The 20,932-nt window shown below is 49.6% G+C and carries 17 protein-coding genes; 4 read left to right on the top strand and 13 right to left on the bottom strand.

The window, feature by feature from the left end:
• Positions 1-11 precede the first annotated feature (11 nt).
• From nagZ to NST38_RS01825, 7 genes are all read right to left on the bottom strand, one after another.
• Entirely contained in the window at positions 12-1,730 is a 1,719-nt protein-coding gene (gene nagZ / locus NST38_RS01855; protein ID WP_076253937.1) for a beta-N-acetylhexosaminidase, read from the bottom strand.
• A gap of 31 nt (positions 1,731-1,761) precedes the next feature.
• Complete coding sequence (locus NST38_RS01850) at positions 1,762-2,958, bottom strand: DUF1343 domain-containing protein (protein ID WP_076253938.1); 1,197 nt, start codon at positions 2,956-2,958, stop codon at positions 1,762-1,764.
• Positions 2,958-3,668 carry a hypothetical protein gene (locus NST38_RS01845; RefSeq protein WP_076253939.1) on the bottom strand — a complete coding sequence of 237 codons (711 nt, stop codon included), beginning with the start codon at positions 3,666-3,668 and terminating at the stop codon, positions 2,958-2,960. The genes NST38_RS01850 and NST38_RS01845 overlap by 1 nt, the downstream gene beginning before the upstream one ends.
• A 243-nt stretch (positions 3,669-3,911) precedes the next feature.
• Complete coding sequence (locus tag NST38_RS01840) at positions 3,912-5,021, bottom strand: ABC transporter ATP-binding protein (protein WP_076253940.1); 1,110 nt, start codon at positions 5,019-5,021, stop codon at positions 3,912-3,914.
• 139 nt (positions 5,022-5,160) lie between these two features.
• Entirely contained in the window at positions 5,161-5,994 is an 834-nt protein-coding gene (locus NST38_RS01835; protein WP_076253941.1) for a carbohydrate ABC transporter permease, read from the bottom strand.
• 64 nt (positions 5,995-6,058) lie between these two features.
• On the bottom strand, positions 6,059-6,982 hold the full coding sequence (locus NST38_RS01830) for a carbohydrate ABC transporter permease (protein WP_036616502.1): 924 nt from the start codon (positions 6,980-6,982) through the stop codon (positions 6,059-6,061).
• Between the two features lie 55 nt (positions 6,983-7,037).
• Positions 7,038-8,390 (bottom strand): ABC transporter substrate-binding protein, encoded by a 1,353-nt coding sequence (locus NST38_RS01825; RefSeq protein ID WP_076253942.1) that lies wholly within the window; start codon positions 8,388-8,390, stop codon positions 7,038-7,040.
• Between the two features lie 356 nt (positions 8,391-8,746).
• On the opposite strand from NST38_RS01825, the gene NST38_RS01820 reads away from it, so the two are divergent.
• Together NST38_RS01820 and murQ are read left to right on the top strand one after the other, a co-directional pair.
• Positions 8,747-9,709 (top strand): N-acetylglucosamine kinase, encoded by a 963-nt coding sequence (locus NST38_RS01820; protein WP_076253943.1) that lies wholly within the window; start codon positions 8,747-8,749, stop codon positions 9,707-9,709.
• A 22-nt stretch (positions 9,710-9,731) separates the two neighbouring features.
• The gene (gene murQ / locus NST38_RS01815) at positions 9,732-10,637 is read left to right on the top strand and encodes an N-acetylmuramic acid 6-phosphate etherase (protein ID WP_036673004.1); all 906 of its coding nucleotides are present in this window, start codon (positions 9,732-9,734) and stop codon (positions 10,635-10,637) included.
• A gap of 148 nt (positions 10,638-10,785) precedes the next feature.
• Here murQ and NST38_RS01810 read toward each other — a convergent pair whose 3' ends face one another.
• Positions 10,786-11,625 (bottom strand): MurR/RpiR family transcriptional regulator, encoded by an 840-nt coding sequence (locus NST38_RS01810; protein ID WP_036616797.1) that lies wholly within the window; start codon positions 11,623-11,625, stop codon positions 10,786-10,788.
• Positions 11,626-11,750: 125 nt separating this feature from the next.
• Complete coding sequence (locus NST38_RS01805; RefSeq protein ID WP_076253944.1) at positions 11,751-12,980, bottom strand: anhydro-N-acetylmuramic acid kinase; 1,230 nt, start codon at positions 12,978-12,980, stop codon at positions 11,751-11,753.
• Between the two features lie 282 nt (positions 12,981-13,262).
• Here NST38_RS01805 and NST38_RS01800 point away from each other — a divergent pair, with 282 nt between their 5' ends.
• A complete protein-coding gene (locus NST38_RS01800; protein WP_076253946.1) occupies positions 13,263-14,675 on the top strand; it encodes an N-acetylmuramoyl-L-alanine amidase family protein in 1,413 nt (470 codons plus the stop codon).
• Between the two features lie 34 nt (positions 14,676-14,709).
• On the top strand, positions 14,710-15,270 hold the full coding sequence (locus NST38_RS01795) for a GerMN domain-containing protein (RefSeq protein ID WP_036673002.1): 561 nt from the start codon (positions 14,710-14,712) through the stop codon (positions 15,268-15,270).
• Between the two features lie 76 nt (positions 15,271-15,346).
• Here the strand turns inward: NST38_RS01795 and NST38_RS01790 are convergent, their stop codons facing one another.
• The 4 genes from NST38_RS01790 to NST38_RS01775 all read right to left on the bottom strand — a co-directional run bounded on the left by NST38_RS01790 (position 15,347) and on the right by NST38_RS01775 (position 20,861).
• Positions 15,347-16,945: an MBL fold metallo-hydrolase gene (locus NST38_RS01790; RefSeq protein WP_256720186.1), complete on the bottom strand. Its 1,599-nt coding sequence runs from the start codon at positions 16,943-16,945 to the stop codon at positions 15,347-15,349.
• The gene (locus tag NST38_RS01785) at positions 16,942-18,612 is read right to left on the bottom strand and encodes an ABC transporter permease (RefSeq protein ID WP_076254000.1); all 1,671 of its coding nucleotides are present in this window, start codon (positions 18,610-18,612) and stop codon (positions 16,942-16,944) included. Before NST38_RS01785 ends, NST38_RS01790 begins: the two co-directional genes overlap by 4 nt.
• Positions 18,613-18,700: 88 nt before the next feature.
• On the bottom strand, positions 18,701-19,774 hold the full coding sequence (locus NST38_RS01780; protein ID WP_076253948.1) for an ABC transporter substrate-binding protein: 1,074 nt from the start codon (positions 19,772-19,774) through the stop codon (positions 18,701-18,703).
• A 70-nt stretch (positions 19,775-19,844) separates the two neighbouring features.
• Complete coding sequence (locus NST38_RS01775; protein ID WP_076254002.1) at positions 19,845-20,861, bottom strand: ABC transporter ATP-binding protein; 1,017 nt, start codon at positions 20,859-20,861, stop codon at positions 19,845-19,847.
• Positions 20,862-20,932 lie beyond the last annotated feature (71 nt).

The raw sequence follows: 20,932 nt of genomic DNA, 5'->3' as shown, positions 1-20,932 counted from the left end.
CTTATTACTGCCTAGGAGACATCCGCTCTTTCATCATCTGTCTGCTTTAATGTTACAGGAAGTTTCCCCGCAAAAGGAATACGCCCCATCAGCGCCTGAGCGACGCTATCCATGGCAAGTGGCCGGCTCTCGTAAGCCGCTACATAGACCTGGGCATCCGGAAGCGCCAGCAGATCGTAGGGGCTTCGCAATGCCACAACAGCCAGCGGTTTGCCCAATTGCTGTATCCAACCAATCAGCCTGCACTGTGGATCGCCGGAGGGACTTCCCGCATTGTAGGTTCCCACCACAATCTGCCGAATGTCATCTGCTTCCGCTGCCTGAAGCAGACGGGCGGAACGAATGGCAACCTCCTCGGGCGTGACCGTCAGATCGACAACATCCAGACCATACATGGATAAGGCTGAGCCCAAGGTGAACGTCTGAGTCAGCTGTTCGTCTGCAATTGTCGTCACGGACGTGGCAACCGTTATGACCAGCGTGCGTTCCGGCTTCAAAGGCAGCATATTCAGCTGATCGCGCACCAGTGTGATACTGTTCTCGCTAATACGGCGAGCAACCTCTTGGTGTAATGAACTTTTGCGCTCCGAACCACTGGATAGAGCAGGAGCGTTTGATGCCTTTGGCAATGATGCATTCGATACTACGCCATACACTTCCTCATCACCTGCATCACCCGTTTCACTCTCTAACAAACCACGTTTCGCCTTGTACATCAGCAAGCGATTCACCGACTCATCAATACGTCTCTCGCTAATCCGCCCGCTCCTCACAGCTGCTAACAAAGCATCAAATGCCTCTGCCTGAAGCTTAGCCGTATGGCTAATTAACACCAGATCTGCCCCGGCCTCTACCGCCATTACGGCTGCATCGACAGTGCCATAGTTCACGGCAATGGCATCCATCTCCATGCAATCTGTCACGATCATGCCCTCATAACCCAGTTCCTGGCGAAGCAGACCGCTTAATACGGTTTGCGATAGCGTTACGGGCAGACGCTCTGGCTCCAGTGCAGGGAAATAAATATGCGCCGACATCATGGCATCGACACCTTCGGCTATAGCCGCTCGGAATGGAATCAACTCCAGGCGCTCTACCCGTTCCCGATCATGAGTGATGATCGGGAGATCCAGATGGGAATCGGTATCCGTATCCCCATGCCCCGGGAAATGCTTGGCTGTCGCTGCAATCCCAGCGTCCTGTATTCCCGCAATGGTTCTGGCCCCATATTCTGCAACCGATTGTGGAGATTCGCCAAATGATCGTACACCGATGACCGGATTGGCCGCGTTATTGTTTACATCCAATACCGGAGCAAAGTTCATGTTAATGCCCATGGCCTTCAGCTCCAACCCACTGATATATGCCGCCTGATACGCATCGTCAATGGAACCGGCAGCGGCAATGGCCATTGGTCCAGGCATCAAGGTTATCCCTTGGGTAATTCGAGCAACCATGCCGCCCTCCTGATCAATGGATATCCAGAGCGGCACATTACCGCTGCTTTTGGCAATCTGTTGTAACCCTGACGATAACCGCTCTACCTGCTCTGGCGACTCAACGTTGCGAGCAAAGTAGATTACGCCACCGATTGGATACTTTCGTAGAAAGGGTTCCACATCGCCAGCAGCTTCGGTGCCATGAAAGCCACAAAGCAGCATTTGCCCGATTTTCTCACGCAAGGTCATCTGTTTCAGCTTCGACTGGTATAACTCTTTTGGCCCACTCATTTCATGCCTCCCTCCGCTAACAAACATCCGTTCATTGATATAACAAAAACGGCTTTCGCCGCTCTTTCCATTCCGCTGCCTGTACATTCCACGATTCGATTAAACGAATGAAGCCCGCGCGGTCATGAATGGTTTCCCTGACTACCTTCCCCCCTGCCAGCAGGTCGATAAAGTACCTTGAACCCGGCTCTGGTGGCTCCAGCCAGCAGAATTGCTCCGGATAGAGTGACACCAGTTCATGCAAAAGCACCAATCCTGTCTCTACCGCCCGAAATTTCCTACTGTCCGTTACAAAAATCCTTACGCCACCACACAGCTCACCTGCGTGTTTGGAGAATGTTGGGGACATGTACACTGGATGCACATGTACACCTTCCAGCTTGTATTCCCGAAATCGTTCCGCCAAACGTTCACACTCAATCCAGGGGGCTCCAATCCACTCGAATGGGCGGGTCGTGCCCCTGCCCTCCGATACATTAGTGCCTTCGAACAGGCACGTACCCGCATATACCCGCACACTGTCCAGCGTGGGCATATTGGGAGAGGGTAACATCCAGGGAAGCCCACAATCCGCAAACTCCATGGATCGTTGCCATCCTTCCATGGTAACCACGTCCAATTCGCAAGGTACATCCATCTCGCTGTTGACCATCAGGGCGAGTTCACCTATCGTCAATCCGGTACGTACAGGTACACGCCAAGCGCCAACGAGTGATTCATACCCCGCGTTCAGCACACCGCCTTCCACAACGTTTCCACCCAGCGGATTGGGACGGTCCAGAATCAGCATACGTTTGCCTGCTCCAGCACAGGCATCCATCATATGGAACAAGGTTGAGGCATATGTGTAATAACGGATACCCACATCCTGAATGTCGAACAGCACCGTATCCACTCCAGCCAGCATTGCAGGCGTAGCTTTCTTGTAATCTCCATACAGGCTGAACACCGGAATGTCCAGACGCGGATGAAGCATGTCTCCGAATCTGACACCCGCCTGAAGCTCTCCATACAGTCCGTGCTCACAGGCATAGAGCGCTGTAAGCTCGGTATTAGCCAGTCCGGCGCACACATCTATTGTCGATACAAAATCCGCTGTAATACCAGTCGGGTTTGTAATTAGACCGATTCGGTTACCCGTTATCCATGGATGCGATAACCCTCTGGACAGAAGATCAACTCCCGTTTTTACAGCCGGGATCTGCTCGGTCCCATTCAACTGACCCATCACACATTCCCCTGGCTGACCCAGCCTGTATGCTGGTGATCATTACCGCCTGTTACGACAGGCTCTTCTTCAGGCTCCAGCATATTAAGAGCAACCTTATGCTGATAGATGGCAAACATACCTCCAAACAGCGCTCCGAAACCAACGACAGTCAGCATCAGTAGAGCCGTCAGGCACATGGCCTGAAAACAAGCGCCCATCGTGTACCCCGGGTGACGGAAGAACAGCTTTACACTTTCCCCCATCGCCTGAACGATGCCCATGTTTTTTTGTAAAACAAGCTGCCAGGTATAGAACTGTGACATCAGCGCCATGAGAACAAAGAACGTCTGGAATACACCCACTGCTGTACCTGTAATTCCACCCTGTCCACCGTAATACCACCAGGTTGACCATAGAATGAAGCCAAGCACTGCGAAAAGCACACCCACCGATCCTCCCGGGATTATTCCCTTCAATGTTCCGACCCAGATATCCTTAAGTCCATTACGCCGTTCCTTACGTTCCAATCTGTGATGTACGGCATAACAAACACCGAACAGGATGGGCATATATATCAAGGCCAGAAGCAGCACCGCGATCGGCAGCGGAGCAAACATCAGAATGGGAACCAATACGATGGAACTAACGACACTGTACAAGGCCACCGGAATAATATCCCGATAGATTTCCGCGCCCGACTTGATCAATACTTCACTCAGCTTACGCATGTTTATTCTCCCTTCTATATAAGTTGGACTAAACATTTACACGATAACGGAGAAAACAGAACAAATCTGGAGAAGCGAAGCGATCGCCCACAAGGGCTATCTTAAAAGGGCTCCCCATTTCGGTTGGCTTGGCCGCACCACCGGTCAGTATGTTGTACCAAACTTGCAACCTGCTAACGAATCTACCGCACCTTAAACGGCAGATTTTCGAGGCATGCCAATTGTAACGAACTTCAGCCCCGCCTACTCCCGTCCAATCGCAAGCTCCGTCTCTGGATCAAAAAAGTGCGCCTTACGTAGGTCCAGCACAAAATTTTTGTCCATACCTACATAAGCATGTGTTTCCGGGTGGACCTTGGCCGTAACAGTACGGGCACCGGAATGGAAATATACCAAATTCTCGGAGCCCAGATGTTCTACAACCTGAACTCGCGCCTGCAGCATGTGGTCTGTCGGGATATTCGGAGCGACATCATCACCAAAAATATGCTCTGGACGCAGACCCATAATCACCGGCTTGCCTTGATGACTCTGAAGACGAGCGAGTACATCTTCTGGCAAGGTGAATGATGCACCGTCCACGACAACCTGCGTGCCTTCAATCCGGGCATCGATGAAGTTCATCGCCGGGGAACCGATAAATCCGGCAACAAACATATTCCGCGGACTCGCATACAATTCTTTCGGTGAAGCCACCTGCTGAATATCTCCATGATTCATGACCACGATGCGTTCCCCAAGTGTCATGGCTTCTACCTGATCATGCGTCACGTACACAATCGTGGCACCGAGACGTTTATGCAGCTCACCCAACTCCACCCGCATCTGTACCCGCAACTTGGCATCCAGATTGGACAGTGGTTCATCGAATAAAAACACCTGCGGATCACGGACGATCGCCCGTCCCACCGCAACACGCTGGCGCTGACCACCAGACAGCTCGCGTGGTTTGCGCTCCAGCATAGCTTCCAGTCCCAGAATGGAGGCCGCATTCTGCACCTGTTCATCAATGTAGGACTTTGGCTTTTTCAGGTTTTTCAGTCCAAAGGAAAGATTCTCACGGATGGTCATATGCGGATAGAGTGCATAATCCTGAAACACCATCGCGATATCCCGATCCTTCGGATGCAGATCGTTAACTAGCCGGTCACCGATCACAATATCACCGCTTGTTTGCTTTTCAAGTCCGGCAATCATCCGCAGTGACGTTGTCTTGCCACAGCCCGAAGGACCCACAAACACTACGAATTCCTTATCTTCTATAACAAAGTCCGAGCCGGCCACAGCCGTGAACGTTCCTTTATGATCGTCTTTGAATTCTTTGCGCACTTGGCGAAACTCCACGCGTGCCATAGGTAGATCCCCCTTTACGTTGTCGCTTGTCCTGAACTATATAAGTTCAACTAACGAATCCTTACACTGGCACTCCGATGACAGAACAACCTTCCGATCGCTGTTATGGTGTAAATGTTTAGTTGAACATATATTGGAATTAACCTTTGACTGCACCGATCGTAATGCCTTGTAGGAAATAACGTTGCAGTGAGAAAAACAGAATGATCATGGGCAGCGCACCTATTGTAGCCCCCGCCATCATCGCGCCGAAGTCGGTTGATTCGGCAAATACAAACGAGGCCAGCCCCACCTGAATAGTACGCATCTCGTTGGAATTGGTAATGAGGAACGGCCAGAAGAATTCATTCCACGAAGCCACAAACGTGAATATCGCCAGCACCGCAATTCCCGGCTTTGCCATCGGCAGAATGACTTTCCAGAAGATACCGAATTCACTACATGCATCGATACGTGCCGCATGAATCAGCGATGTGGGCAGCGTGGACATGAACTGTTTCATTAGGAATATGTTCCCTACGCTAACGGCAGCAGGCAGAATAATGGCCGTATACGTATCCCCTAGATCAAACACGTTGACCATCAGAATGTACAAAGGAATTAGTGTCACCTGTGCCGGGATCATCATTGTCCCAAGCAAAGTCCAGAATACCGCCTGACTACCCGGAAACTTCAGTTTGGCAAACGCATATCCCGCCAGGGAGGCGAAGAATACATTTGTTACGGTCAGAATGATCGAGATGAGCAGCGAGTTGTATAACCAGCGCCAGGCATCGGTTTTGGCAAAAAAGCGCTCATATGGTGATAATGACAGCTGCTCCGGGATCATCTGCGGCTTGAAGGAAGCCGACATCGCGCTATCCTGCATCGAACCAACGAGCATCCAATACATCGGAATGACCGTCACCAGCGCCCAGACCACCAGCAGGATGGATGCAACAACGAGCAGTATCTTTTTCTGTGTTGATTTCATGGATTTCATTCACCCCCGGATGCTTAATGCAACGTGCTCTAATAGTCCGTGTTTTGAACTACCTCTAATACTCAATATCGCTGGAGAAATATTTGAACTGGATGACGGAGATGACAATGATGATAATCGCCAGTACAAACGACTGAGCCGAAGCCAATCCGAATTCATAGAACTTGAATGCCGTTTCATAGATCAGATAAGCGATTGTTGTTGTCGCAAAGTTTGGTCCACCCTGTGTCATCAGATAAACCGAGATAAACACCTGGAAGGATGTAATGACACCCGTGACGAGCAGATACAGCGTCGTTGGTTTGAGCAGCGGCCATGTAATCTTGCTGAACTGGGTCCAGCCGCTGGCATGATCAATATCCGCCGCTTCGTACAGCGATTTCGGAATACCACCCATGGCTGCCAGATACAGAATAATGCCCGCTCCGTGCGATCCAAGCCAGTTCATCAGAATGAGGGAAAAAAGTGCCGTTCCCGACTGGCCCAGCCAGATCACCGGATCCAAGCCGAACAGACCGAGGAAACGGTTAAGCAGTCCTGAATCCGTCGGGTCAAAGATCGCCAGCCATACAATGGAGATGGTCACCCCGGAGGCTACCGCAGGCAGATACATGGTAGCTTTGAAAAATGTCTGCCATTTGCTTTTCATCTGATAGATGAAATAGGACAGTACAAATGTAATGAGAATATTGACCGGGACTGTGCCTACGGTGAAGATGACTGTATTTTTAATCGACTTCCAGAATGTCTCATCCTTCACCAAACGCTCGTAGTTATCCAATCCAACCCACGTTGAGTTCATAATATTGTATTTCTGGAAGCTCATCACAAGAGCCGTCAGAACGGGATACAGTGTGAAAATGAGAAACAGCAGGACAGGCGCCAAAATAAACAAATACGCCCACCCGTAGTCTCGCCAAAACCGGGCAACCCGGGAAGTCCGGGGCACTGACGATTTTGGCGCAAGGGCGGTCTGCATGGCGAATCCTCCTCTCCTAATCAGTGTGGTTTTACGTTATGTTTGATTGTCCGAGTTATTGTCCAACCATCTGCTGGCCTTTGCTCTTGAAGTCTTCTGCGATCTGCTCCGGTGATTTTTCTCCCGAAAACAGCGCCTGAATATTAGGCTTCACAACCTGTTCCTTGAATTGTTTTTGCTGAGATGCTTTGTCGATATCCAGTTCAAGTACAACCGGCATCGCGATATTCTCTGCCATGACTTTTGCAGCAGCCAGATTATCCGGTTGACCAAGCTCTTTTCCTTTAAACAGATCCACCTGGGACTGTCTTACGAATGGAAGCGCCAGTTCATTGGCCGAGTTCCCTGCTTTGGCACCACTAAGCGCCTCCATCACCAGGAACGTATTTTTGGCATGCTGTTCGCCCTTGTCCTTTTTCTGTTTGAAGGCTACATACCCTTCGCCGCCCATCGTTGTGGCCGCAGGTTGATCATCATTATGTGGTACAGGCAACAGGACAAAATCAATCTTCTCTCCCTGCACCTTGCCATCATCGATGTCCTTGTTGCGATTCTGAATCATCACATCATAATAAGGAATCGCTTTGGAGATGATCGCCGTTTCCCCCGCGTAGAACATATCCGTCCGTTTCGCTGGAGCGAGAGCCGCCGTTTCCTTCGGCATATACCCTTGATCCATCAGGTTTCTGATAAAAGAGAGGGTATCCAGAATGCGACCATCATTCCATTGGAACGTGCCGTCTTTATCAAGAACATCGATCATCCCGTTGTTACGAGACAGCATTTCAATGAAGTCAAGCGAGGTTCCGTCGGTAACCAGTGCATATTGCTTGGCCCCGCCATCCAGCGTTTTGGTCAGCTTGGCAGCAGCATCATTGAATTCGGACCAGGTCCAGCCATTTTGCTGAATGGACTTCCAATCAATTCCTGCTTCCTCCAGAATGCGTTTGTTCCCACCCCAAGCCCATTGGAATTGATACAAAGGCAGTCCATACTGTTTCCCCTGAATCTGGCCTAAATCCAGCGTACCTGGCAGGTAGTCGTCCTTGATCTCAGGTGTCAGGTAGCTGTCCAGCTCAAGTGCCAATCCCGTATTCACATATGTGCCGTCTACGCTATGAAAGTAAAGATCCGGCGGGTTGCCCGCGTTCAAAGCGACATCGAATTTTTTGGGCCCTTCCGCCCAGGAGAGCATTTCCGTCTTCACGGTAATGTTCGGGTGTTCTTTATTGAAATCAGAGATTAGATCCTTCAGTTCTTCTTCATATGTGCCATGTACAGGATAGGTCCATACCGTTACCGTATCATCGGCATTCGGGTCATCCGAAGCAGCACCTCCGCTATTCCCACAGGCTGTAACCCAGACCATCATCAACAACATTGCCCATACCAGACCCTTCTTTTTCATCCCTTCATCTCCTTTGCATGTCATCATCCGATTCTTTCATTGCCTAACCATGCTACCCCTTTGTGATCGTTCGGCCTTCAAACGCAATCCACCTATACACGCGGCAGTAAGGAAAAGCACCTCCCCTGTAGATTGGGCCTGCCAGTCGCAGGCTAAATCTCTTAAATGCAATATTAACGTCAACTTAATTGACATTAACAGTATTAATTCCTTCCAAAATTGTAGATTGAATTCATTATATGAGTTGTAAAATAAAAATTCAACATTATTTTTTATTATAAAATTTAATTTTACTTTTTCTTTTCATGCAACTATACTATGTAAAAAGAAAACCCAAGCAAGCGAGGTGAGCCACTTTGCGAGTATATGTAGGCGTAGATGGAGGCGGTACCAATACTGATGCAGCAATCATTTCTGAATCTGGTGAAATTCTTGCCCGACTCAGCGGTGGTCCCACGAATCCTCACAGCGTATCCACTGAACAGGCCATTTCCGAACTGCAACGAGTGCTGGAACAGCTATTTAATCTAATAAGTGATTTATCGACAAATTGTGAGGGTATATGCCTTGGTATGTCAGGTGTAGACACGATCCAAGAACGGCAACTTATAGCCGAAGCAGTAAATAACTATATGAAGATTCGTAATCAACAGGCACCAGAAGACTGTCCAGTCTGGGTTGTATCCGAAGGAGAGATTGCTCTGATGGCCTCTCTTGGACATACGCACGGTGTATTATGCATCTCTGGAACAGGGTCCATCGTGTACGGATTTACGCTGGAAGGAGAGCGATACCGTGCAGGAGGCTGGGGTCATCTGCTCGGAGATGAGGGGAGCGGCTATCGTATTGGGCAGCGTGCACTCCAAGTGGTTATGCAGAGTTATGACGGTGTTCTTCCTCCAACCCGCTTAACCCCTCTTCTTCTAAAGAATCTGAACCTTCGGGATATATCGGAGCTAAAGACGCGAGTGTATCAGACGGATTGGGGCAAAACCGAGACCGCATCCATCGCCCGCCTAGCTATAGAAGCTGCTGAACTCGGAGATGAGGCCGCCCGCGCACTGATCATTGACGAAGCCTCACAATTGGCGCATACCGCCAAGGCGCTGATTGCACGTCATCCCGAATTTGCATCCACTCCGGTTGTCCTGTCCGGATCACTGTTTCGATACGCTGTACTTTTCCGAAATACATTTATTCACAAGTTATCTGAATATTATGGAGAGTTGGACTTTGTATATCGTGAAGATGCCCCCGCTCCAGCGGTTGGCGCAGCACAACTGGCAAGACAACGCCGTTCCCTGAATGAATCATTTTAAAAGAGAGAAGGAGGCCATACGGATGAATCACATGCTGAATTCACTACTAACAGAACAACCCAATCCACTAACGGATCATATAGATGAATTGCCTTCGGCAGAAATTATGGAGCTCATTAATAAGGAAGATCAACGGATTGCGGAGCTCATTCAGCCCCTCATTCCGGTCATTGCTCAAGCTGCGGATCGGATCTTGGAAGCATTTCAGTCTGGCGGCAGGCTTTTTTATGTAGGCGCAGGTACCAGTGGACGATTAGGAATACTTGACGCTTCGGAATGCCCGCCTACCTACGGAACCCCGCCATCCATGGTGCAGGGTATTATTGCAGGGGGATTCCGGGCAGTGAAGGACCCGGTTGAAGGTGCTGAAGATAATGAGGAGTTGGGAGCTGCCGACCTTGATGAACATGGCTTAGACAAAAACGATGTAGTGGTTGGCATTGCAGCCAGTGGACGAACGCCGTATGTGCTGGGTGCGATGAGGCACGCCAAGGAGATCGGGGCTACGGTGATCAGCCTGAGCAATAATGCAGGCACGCCGATGACCCTGTTGGCTGATGTGAGCATTGAGGCTGTTGTCGGCCCAGAGGTTGTCATGGGTTCAACACGTATGAAGGCAGGCAGCGCCCAGAAAATGATTCTGAATATGCTCACCACTACCGCCATGATTCGTCTGGGCAAGGTTTACCGTAATTTCATGGTTGATCTGAACCCTTCGAACGAAAAGCTTGTCCATCGGGCCAAACGCATGATACATCTGGCAACCGGAGCGAATGAAGCGGATATTGAAGAGGCTTTTACCGGTGCAGACGGTCATGTAAAAACGGCAATCGTCATGCTGATGGCAGGCGTGGACGTAACAGAAGCTCAGCACAGGCTTGATCTGGCTGACGGTTTTGTCCGCAGCGCCATTGCGGGGCCTTCCTAAGCCGTACAGGGGGTATTATTAGAGGTTGAAAGAGAGGAGCCCAACATTAGTCTGGGCTCTTTTTTTTATTTTTTTATACTAAAAGCGGATATAATCCGTCAAAAAATCCCCTCCTGCATAAACAGAAAGGGATTCATATGGTTTTACTTCACTTGTGCTCCAGAATAGCCTGTCGGCTCTTCTCCAAATACTCCACCGACTGGTTGTAATCCCGACTGGCAATCGCCAGATACAAAATGTCGATCACGTTCAGCTGTGCAATCCGTGACGAAGTTGCTCCACTTCGAATATCACTTTCGGTGGAAGTAATCATCAGGGGTACATCCGCCATACTACTGAGTGTATTGCTGCCCCACTTGGTGATGCTGATTGTCGCTGCACCACCATCATGAGCATGCTTGAGACAGGAGATTACGTTCGACGTCTCCCCTGAATACGAGATACATACCACCGCATCATCCTCACGAAGCGTCGTTGCGGACGAAATCTGCATATGCGGATCGGCGAACGAAAAGCTTGTGCGATTGATTCGCATGAACTTGTAATGTGCATCCAGCGCAATCAGGTTGGAGGCCCCTACTCCATAGAAAAAGATCCGGTTTGCCTGATGAAGCACGTCCACGGCTTTTTCTACCAGACGTGGGTCCAGAATATGAACCGTATCCTTCACCGACTGAATATTGTTTGCGGACACATGCTGAATAATGCTCTCCATGGAGTCCTGGGGACGAATCTCCGTATATTGATATGGCTCACTCGTCTGCAAATCTCCGGCAATCTTCAGCTTCAGCTCCTGAAAACCAGTTACACCGAGTGATTTGCAGAGACGGATAATGGCAGCTGGGCTGCCTCCACTCCGTTCAGACAACTGGGCTACCGAGGATTGAACAGTTTCTTGCGGGTGATCGAGAATATAAGCTCCGATCTTCCGTTCGGACGGGGTCAAGTCGTCCATTAATGCGCGTAAACGTACAAGTCCACCTTTCATGCCTTCCATTCGCTCCTCCTTTCCGTACTTCATTCATGTACAAGCATTTTATCTTATAATTCCACTCGCGTCTAATCGAATTCCTCGCCCTTCCATAACTGAACTCCAATTAAAGTCATACCTCACTAAAGTGTGAGATTGCCTGAGATTACGGCGTGTTTCGCGCCGGTTACTGCCGGGAGTGTATTGGTTTTTCCCATGAGTGCCTCATGGCCAAGTAGAGCAAATCCAATGGCTTCCCGAGCATCATCGGGTATACCATAATCTGCTGTTCGCTCCAAACGCATATCCTCAGGTAGTCTCTGACGGATCATCTCCATCAACGTGGCATTGGAAGTGCCACCACCGCACGCGAGCATGGCCGATATTTGCACCTTGGGCAGGATAAAATCCTTCACTGCACGCACGATAGTTTCCGCGGTCAGACAGGTTGCAGTAGCCAGTGTATCTTCAAGGGATAAGGAACGCTCTGCGGCCATCTCCATCAGTCTCACTGCATACGCGGCTCCATATACTTCTCGCCCGGTACTTTTCGGCGGAAGTCTTTTGAAATACTCATCCTCCAAACACAGTTCTACCAGACGCTGATCGACCTTCCCCTGTGCGGCAATACTTCCATTCGGATCATAATGCTGCCGCCCATCCGTTGCCTGCCGCACAATGGCGTCCATCACCATATTCCCTGGTCCCGTATCAAATGCCGAAATACCTTCGGTAGAAGACTCGGAGGGAAGCACCGTCACATTGCCAATGCCACCGATATTCTGCACCAGCCGTCCTTCCGTCGGGCTACGGAACATCAGAGCATCCGCATAAGGCGTAAGCGGGGCACCTTCCCCACCAGCGGCCATATCCCTTGCCCGCAGGTTGCCAATCACTGGCAGTCCTGTCCGTTCTCGAACGACAGCACATTCACCGATCTGCAATGTCGATACTACATCAATACTTGCTCCCGTTGGCCCTGGAAATGCAGATGCTACAGGAGCATGCCATACCGTCTGTCCATGCATGCTAATCATATCCACCTGCTGCGTTGAGATACCGGCAGACTGCATCAGTTCCGTAACGCTATGCGCATACCACTCCGATACACCAAAATGCGCGGCTGTCAGCTCGTCGACACGCGCCGTCCCCGGTGAACATAACCGGATCAGTACGTCTCTCAATCCATTCGAATACGGCACACAGACGAAATCAACCAGCTCGATCTGCTGTAATGCCCCGTTCATATCGGTTTGAATACGCACCAGTGCGGCGTCAGTTCCATCAAGTGACGTTCCTGACATTAGTCCGATGACCAGATGCTCCTGCTTCAAACGATACTTCTCCCACATCGGATAGCTGCCTGTATCCATCCACTTCCAACCTCCTGCAAGACCCGATGAACACGTCATCCTGCCATAATTTCACCCAGTATATGATATTAAATTTCACAAGTCAAACATTATATGAAATTTAATTACATCATTAAAAATATAAAGAGAAATATTCATCCCATTTGAGATCACACATCATGTTTTCATCCATCAATTGATAATTAGATATCAGAAGAGAAACATTTTTACATTTTTACCGTTTATACTATGTAGGGATATTTTGGAATTAAGAAAATGATCTAATATTAGTCGAGGTGCATAATGAAGAAAACCATTTTACTACTGTTTTTGAGTCTGTTCTTACTCGTTTTGCTCCCTAATCAGGGAAATGCCGCTGCAAGCACGTCGAAAATCTTTATGGATGGAGAGGAATTAGTCCTCCCAAGTGATGTACAGGTAACGATTATCAATAAAAACGTGATGATACCAATTCGTGTCGTTGCCGAAAATTTGAAATTCAAAGTCGATTGGAACCAACAAGCACGCACTGTAAAAATTCAGCAAGATCAACAGACGATTTCCCTAACCGTCGATCAAAAGCAAGCCATGGTTGCTGACAAACAAGTCACTTTGAACACAGCACCGCAGATTTTGAATAAAACGCTGGTGGTTCCCATTCGATTTGTCAGTGAACAGATGGGGCTTAAGGTGAGATGGAACAATCAAGACAAGATCGTATACTTAACAAACACTAGTAAGGAACCTGCTATTGAACCAGGAAATAGTCCTGGAAAAGGGGATTCAAGCTCTACCGCTCAGGTTACCGATATCCAATTTGCCAATAATCAGCTCGTGTTATCCACGGATGGGGCCGTTCAGCCGGTAGTAACAACCCTCAAGTACCCTGATCGTCTGGTTGTGGACTTGCCCGGAGCTACCTTTGGTGATATCTCCCAGCCGCTTGATCAAGGACTCAATGGCAAGTTGGATGTGAGCGGTTATCCCAATGTGACAGAAGTGAGATATTCACTGTTCAAACGAGAACCGGCACAAGTTCGCATTGTCGTAGAATTGAATAATGTGAAGAATGTCCAGTACAGCCACAATGTGATTGCCGACAAACTGATTATTGATCTGAATGTTGCGGGTGACAATGTCACACCTGCTCCAGTCACTCCAGTAGGCGACTCAGGACGCAAGGTTGTGGTCATCGATCCAGGACACGGTGGCAGTGATCCAGGGACGATCAGCATCACGAACAAACCCGAAAAGGAATACAATTTGGCATTAGCTCACAAAGTACAAGCCCTGCTGCTCAATGAACCTAATATCGAATTGGTGATGACTCGTGAAGGTGATACCTATCCGACCCGCCCTGAGCGTGTTCAACTCGCCAATCAATTAAATGCGGATGTATTTGTATCTATCCATGGCAATAGCGTGAAGTCCGCCCCCCAAGCCACAGGTACAGAGACATATTATTATCAACGCAGTAATAGTAAGGAATTAGCCACTATCATTCATCAACGTTTGTTGAAAGCCATGGGGCTTAGAGATCGTGGTGTGAAAAATGGCAACTTGGAAGTGATCCGAGACACGACCATGCCTGCGGTGCTTTTGGAAGTGGGATTCTTGAGTAATGTGCTCGATGAAGAACTGATGTCGTCCGATGACGTTCAGATGAGAGCCGCTCAAGCGATAGCCGATGGAATCAAGGAGTATTTGGGCCTATAAATCATCAAATAAATCAGATAAAGGAAGTGATTCTTTGAATAAGAAGCTAGGTTGTGCACTTATATTATCATGCTTGATCCTTATCGGAGTTGGATGTGCCCAGAAGCCAGTGAGCCAATCCGGTTCGAATGAACCTGCTGTTCAGGGAGGACAGGTGCAGGCACCAAACCCATCCGAAACGGAGGTGGATCTGGGCACAATGAATACACAAGTCGTCGATGTATATTTGGCAGACTCTCAGGTACTTGAGCTAGAGAAAACAGAGCAGGAAATTGAGTACAAGGATGACTCCGAAAAATATGAAAAAACATTTGCAGCGTTGCAAACGAACACCGATTCAGAGCTTGTTTCCCTCTGGGAGCAGGTGGAATTGCTCTCTGTCCAATATGCTGAGGGTACGGTGACTTTGAATGTTCATATCCCCGCTGAAGCGAACCTCGGTACCAGTGGAGAATTGCTCGCATTGGAAGCTTTAACAACAACGATGTTTCAATTTGATGAAGTGAAGAGTCTGGATATACTGGTGGATGGTGAAGCCGTTGATAGTTTGATGGGCCATGCCGAACTGGAACACCCCATTCATCGCAAACCCTAACTGATCAGACAACAATGGAAAAAGAACGTCCCCAGGGACGTTCCAATCTGACGCATCAATTCGATTCATGCACAATTCACACATATAGCTCGTCACCAGCAGACAGTGAATGTATCACTGTTCCCGGTGACGGGCTATTTCTGAGCAATCCTTCTTTTAATCGGTCCGTCTCTGCCCGGTCAGCATGCACAAGGACCGTATGCCTTGCTGGAACCTGATGCAGCATCCGTTCAACATCCTTCCAGCCCTGATGCACTTTATAACGTATTTTCCGCACATCACACACGCCATACTTGTCAGGAACCCGTAGCAGTTTATCAGCAAATGTGCCATGAGCAACATGCCCGGTGAGCAGAATCAGATTCTCCTCCCTGTCCGATAATTGACTATAGTACCAACGGGCAAGCGAGGACTGCATCATACCGTCCGGAATGAACCATAGCGAAGCAGCATGATGTTCCAACAGTTGTTCCCGCTCTTGGGTGGTTGTAGGCAGATCCCATCCTCGTCCGGTCAGAAAGCCATCAATTTTGTCTTTCAACGAACTTCCGATGACATGCTCTCCCTTCTCCCTCAACCAATACGGAACATGCATAAGTTGCTTCATACCGTCCACCAGCCCTTGTTCCACTACGATTGGAATAGCCGGGAATTGTTGCTGTGCCCACAGTATGATCTCCTGTCCACGCCCTACGACAGGCATAGGTAAGAGCACCTTTCCACCTTGAGCAATCGTCTGGTGAATGGCTCGTTCAAGCTGTTCCAGTTTGTCGGCCTGTGTATCCTGGTCCGTACCGTAGGCCGCATCAACGATCGCCAGATCTACCAGCCCAACGGAAGATATTGGCGCAGCGTCTGCTACGTTTGCTCTGCCTGCTCTGACTGCTCTGACTGCTCCATCTGCTCCATTGGATGTGAAATTTCTCTGCTTCATGGGTATCTCCATGGATACAAGTGTTCTTGACGACGCTTCTGATGCAACAGATGTCTGATCTGGTGACGTTATGAGTTCTCCAGCCTTTTGCCCACTGTTTATAGCAATTAGTTCCTCCGCGCCCCACTGTTCACTGCTCGGAGTATCGAACAACGTATCTTCACGAATCATGTTTTCCCGTAAGAACGCCTCCGCTGGATAATCCTCCTGTAAAAGCATCGATTCTGACGTGTAGTCCCCGGAATAAAAAATCCGCTTACCTTCCATTTCAACCCCAAACCACACCGATCCAGCCAGATGTCCACTACGGCCCCACATCACTTTTACTTCGGGAATCGGTTCGAACCAGGTTTGGGATACAACCGCATCCTCCAGATACCGATAACGAATAGCTTGCTCATCTGCTTCATCGTAAGGGAGCTCCTCTCCGACACGTTCTGCAAACCTTCGCCAGTTGGCAAAATACGTACGTAGCTGCGCCCTCGTCTCTCTCGTCGTCCACACTTCACCCTGGTAGCCCATCTTGTACAGCAAAGGGATGGCGACCGAATGATCCTCATGGGCGTGGGACAACAGGACCGCATCCAGTTGCGGGACAATCTCCGGGTCAATCATCGGATACTGGCCTGTGCCTTCTTTTTTCACACCACAATCCAGCAAAAGGCGAACATTGCTGCCGCTCAGGAGATAAGCGGAACGTCCGTGTTCCCCTGCACCGCCCCATACGTTCAGTTTGATCATGATGCATTCCACTTTCTCTTTGAATTCAGCAGTTCAATTCCAAGCAGCATCAGCACCGTCATGCCTACAGTCACAACAGCCATTGCCATTCCCAACGACACCTGACCTTGTTCAAACTGGGCAAAAATATACGTAGCCGACGTCTGCATCGACGGCGGAAGAATCAATAACGAACCTACCAGCTCCCGGGTAGCAATCGTAAAGGTCATCATCCAACCGGCCAACATGCCGGGCAGGATCAGCGGGATCAGGATACGCCGCAGAATATACAGCGGCTTCCCGCCAAACACTTGCCCAGCTTGGAACAACGTTCCGTCAATCTGGGTAAAGCTCGATTTTACATACTGCACGGTGTAAGGCAAGAAGAGCACAACATACGTGAGCACAACCATGCCATAGGTGTTATACAACGTGACTGGCATCCAGGGTGAGTTCCAGAATAGAATCAGACCCACGACCATCACGATACCCGGCACCGTATTAGGCAACAGACTGAACAAGTCAATCACACGCTGCATGAATGAAGAAGATCTGCCGATCGCCAGCGCAAACCCGGTTCCGATAATAACAGCAACGGTTGAAGCCGCGAGGGATAATCCCAGACTGTTCCCGATGGCCTTCATACTCACCGATCCCCAAGATAACAGCTCCTTGTAATGATCCAAGGTGAGATTATCAAAAGCAATTCCCGATCCCCGTAACTTCATGGTCGAAGCGGCGATGATGGAGAAATACGGGATACCTATCGACAGGATCAACAGGATTGCAAGATACGCCCCGCACAACCATCCTGCTCCGCCACGAAGAGAATATCGCTTCGAACGTTGCCCTTTGCCACCAACCAGACGATACGTGAACTTTCGGCTCATGGCAGACTGCATATACCACATCACCAGACAGACGGAGAGCAGCACCGATGCCAGCGAAGTCGCCTTGCCGAAGTCAATCGGCCAACTGGAGATGTACTTATGAATTTCGGAGGTCATGACATAATAGCCAATCTTGCGCCCAAAGGTCGCTGGTGTTCCGAATTCCGCAATCGTTTTGACAAAGACCAGCATGATCCCCATGCCGTAAGATGACAACAATAAGGGTAAAATAATACGTCTGAAACGGTACCCTGCACGTGCACCATGCACGGCTCCCGCTTCTTCGAGATTGCCACCGATGCGGATCAACGCATCTCGAAGCAGCAGATACAGGAACGGGAACAGGTGCAAGCTCATGATGAGCACCATGCCCCAGAAGCTGAAGAACAGCTCACTCCAGCCCGCAGATGAGGGCACCCATTGCTGCAGATATCCCCCTTTTTGCATAAACAGAATCCAGCCCATCGATCCGATATACGGCGGAGTCATGAACGGAATCATCAGGATTACATCGACCCAGCGATGCTCGCCCATTCGGGTCTTCGCCATCATCCAAGCCAGCGGCAGCGCCAGCAGCGTGGTTACCGCTACAACGCATATGCCAAGCCAGACGGAATTCAGCAATACACCTGATAGATGATGACCTGTAATCGTGCGAATCGGAGCCATCCAATCCCACTGCCCGTCCGGATACACACTTTGCCAGAAGATCAGCAAGAGCGGCACGCCAATACTTATGGTCAGCAGAAAGAGGGCCAGAATCACGCCCACTCTCCGAAAAATTCGGTTGTTGTCCATTCCAACAGGTTTCACTACGTTCACCTCACATGACTTTCCACAGACAGCAGGTATTCCTTTTGCCTAATTGTCTCTATACTTGTTCTTCTTACTTAAAAGTCTCGGAAAAACGCGCCGCTGTCTCTTCGCCATGTTCGCTCATCCAGTTCCAATCCACTTTAAGCTGTGGAATATCCTTCACATTGGCACGGTTAGTCGCTTCAATGTCTTCGCGGCCCGGAATCAGATAAGCATCTGCAACAAGCTTCTGTGCTTCATCGGACAACAGGTAGTCAATGAACGCTTTGGCGTTCTCTACATTTGGACTGGATTTCAGAATCGCTGCCGGTCTTGGGCTGATTACCGTGCCTTCCTCAGGATATACGATATCCAGTGGTTCGCCTTTTGCTTTGGAGGAATACGCCATGTAGTCCACACCTGCTGCTACGATGCTTTTGGCACCCGTAATGACTGGATCAAGTGCTTCCTGATTGGCGCCTGCCATCGCTACACCATTGGCTTTATAGGCGCTCAGCAGATCCCATCCTTTTTCACCATTCGCACTCAGGTATCCTGTGATGAAGTCGAGTGCTGAACCTGATAATGTAGGGTCAGGAATGTTTACTGCATCTTTCCACGCAGGCGTAGCCAGCTCTGCCCAACTTGTTGGTGGTGTAGATACCAGTTTGGTGTTATACACAATCCCCAGTGCGGAAGCACTGCTGCTAAAATAGTTGCCCTCTGCATCCGACCAGTCCTTGTTCAACTTGTCTGCATTGGCTGCTTCAGGGTATGGCATAGTCAGTCCATCGGCTTTCAGAGCCTGTGCGGAAGGTAAAGAAGCCAGAATTACAACGTCTGCAACCGGATTGGATTTCTCAGCTTCCATACGAGCCAGAATTTTTCCTGTCGTTCCCTGAAACATCTCAACTTCGATCCCTGTTTTGTCTGTAAATCCGCTCACGATGTTATCTGCCAGCTTCTGTGGGCCAGCACTGTACAAGACCAACTTGCCACCAGCCGGTTTCGTTGTTTCCGCCGCTGCTGCCGTGCTACCTTCACCCGCGGGTTGTGCCGCGTTGCCTGTGGTCGAGTTCCCTGTACTACATCCGAACAAACTGATACTCATTACCGCTGTTAATAACAGCATTGCGCTCTTTTTCCGTGTTTTCATACCCAACATATTCGTCCATCTCCCCTGGTTTCTTATAAAATGTGTACTTCTGCTTCCAACTGCGTGCTCGTTCAACAATTTAATATGCCACTGCGATCGCTTCGTTCTGCTTCACACTCGGGTGGTCATAACCATCCATTCGGCATATCCGCTCAGGGGTTACATAGAGCTGCACTCGCTCCCCTACGCGCGCCCTTTGGTTCATATAGGCTGTCCATATGCCCAGCCCTTCCATCTGCACTCGTACTTCATATCGTTCACCTACATAGCTGACACTAAGTACCGTCCCCGGATAACACAGATCGTCATGACCTGTTTTGTTCCAGGTGACATGCTCTGGACGCACCATCGATTGATTAGGCGTGAGCCAGTTGGACTTTCCGATAAACGAAGCGACATACGGATCACTTGGCGCCGAGTAGATCGTTTCCGGGCTTCCCTTTTGCAATATCCGCCCCTTCTGCATCACCACAATCTCATCCGACATCGACATCGCTTCAATCTGATCATGTGTGACGTACAGCGCAGTCAATCCCATGTCCCGAACCAGTGACATCATCTCAATCCGCATCTCTTCCCGGAGTACAGCATCCAGTGCACTCAGTGGCTCATCGAACAGGATCACACCAGGTCTGACCGCTACGGCTCTGGCAAAAGCAACCCGTTGCTGCTGTCCACCAGACAGCTGATGAGGATATCGATCTTCCATGCCTTGCAGGCGAACCATGCCAAGGGCTTCATTCACCTTTTGCCGCAGATCGGATTTCTGTTTTCCAGCCTTCAGGCCAAACGCTACATTTTCGTATACAGTCATATGCGGCCATAATGCAAAATCCTGAAACACCATGCCCAGATTACGCTTGTGTGTTGGTATATCAATCCGCTTCGCCGCAGAGTAGATACACTGACCATCTGCACGAATCTCCCCCGCGTCCGGCTGTTCCAGCCCGGCTAACATGCGGAGCAGTGTTGTTTTGCCACAGCCCGATGGGCCGAGCAGGGTCGTGAACTTTCCATGCTCCAGCGTTAGATCTGTCGGCAGCAGTGCGGGTGTTTGATTAAATGATTTTTGAATTCCTGTCATCTCTAATTTCATAAGCATCCCTGCCTGTCTTCTGTTACTTGATCTCTTGCACTGTTCTCAGTCTAACGTCCGCTTTCGCGAGT

It is taken from the genome of Paenibacillus sp. FSL H8-0104, from assembly GCF_038050215.1.
Taxonomy (GTDB): Bacteria; Bacillota; Bacilli; order Paenibacillales; family Paenibacillaceae; genus Paenibacillus; species Paenibacillus amylolyticus.
The sequence above is the reverse complement of the archived record's forward strand: the minus strand, read 5'-3'. Positions and strand labels throughout refer to the sequence as shown.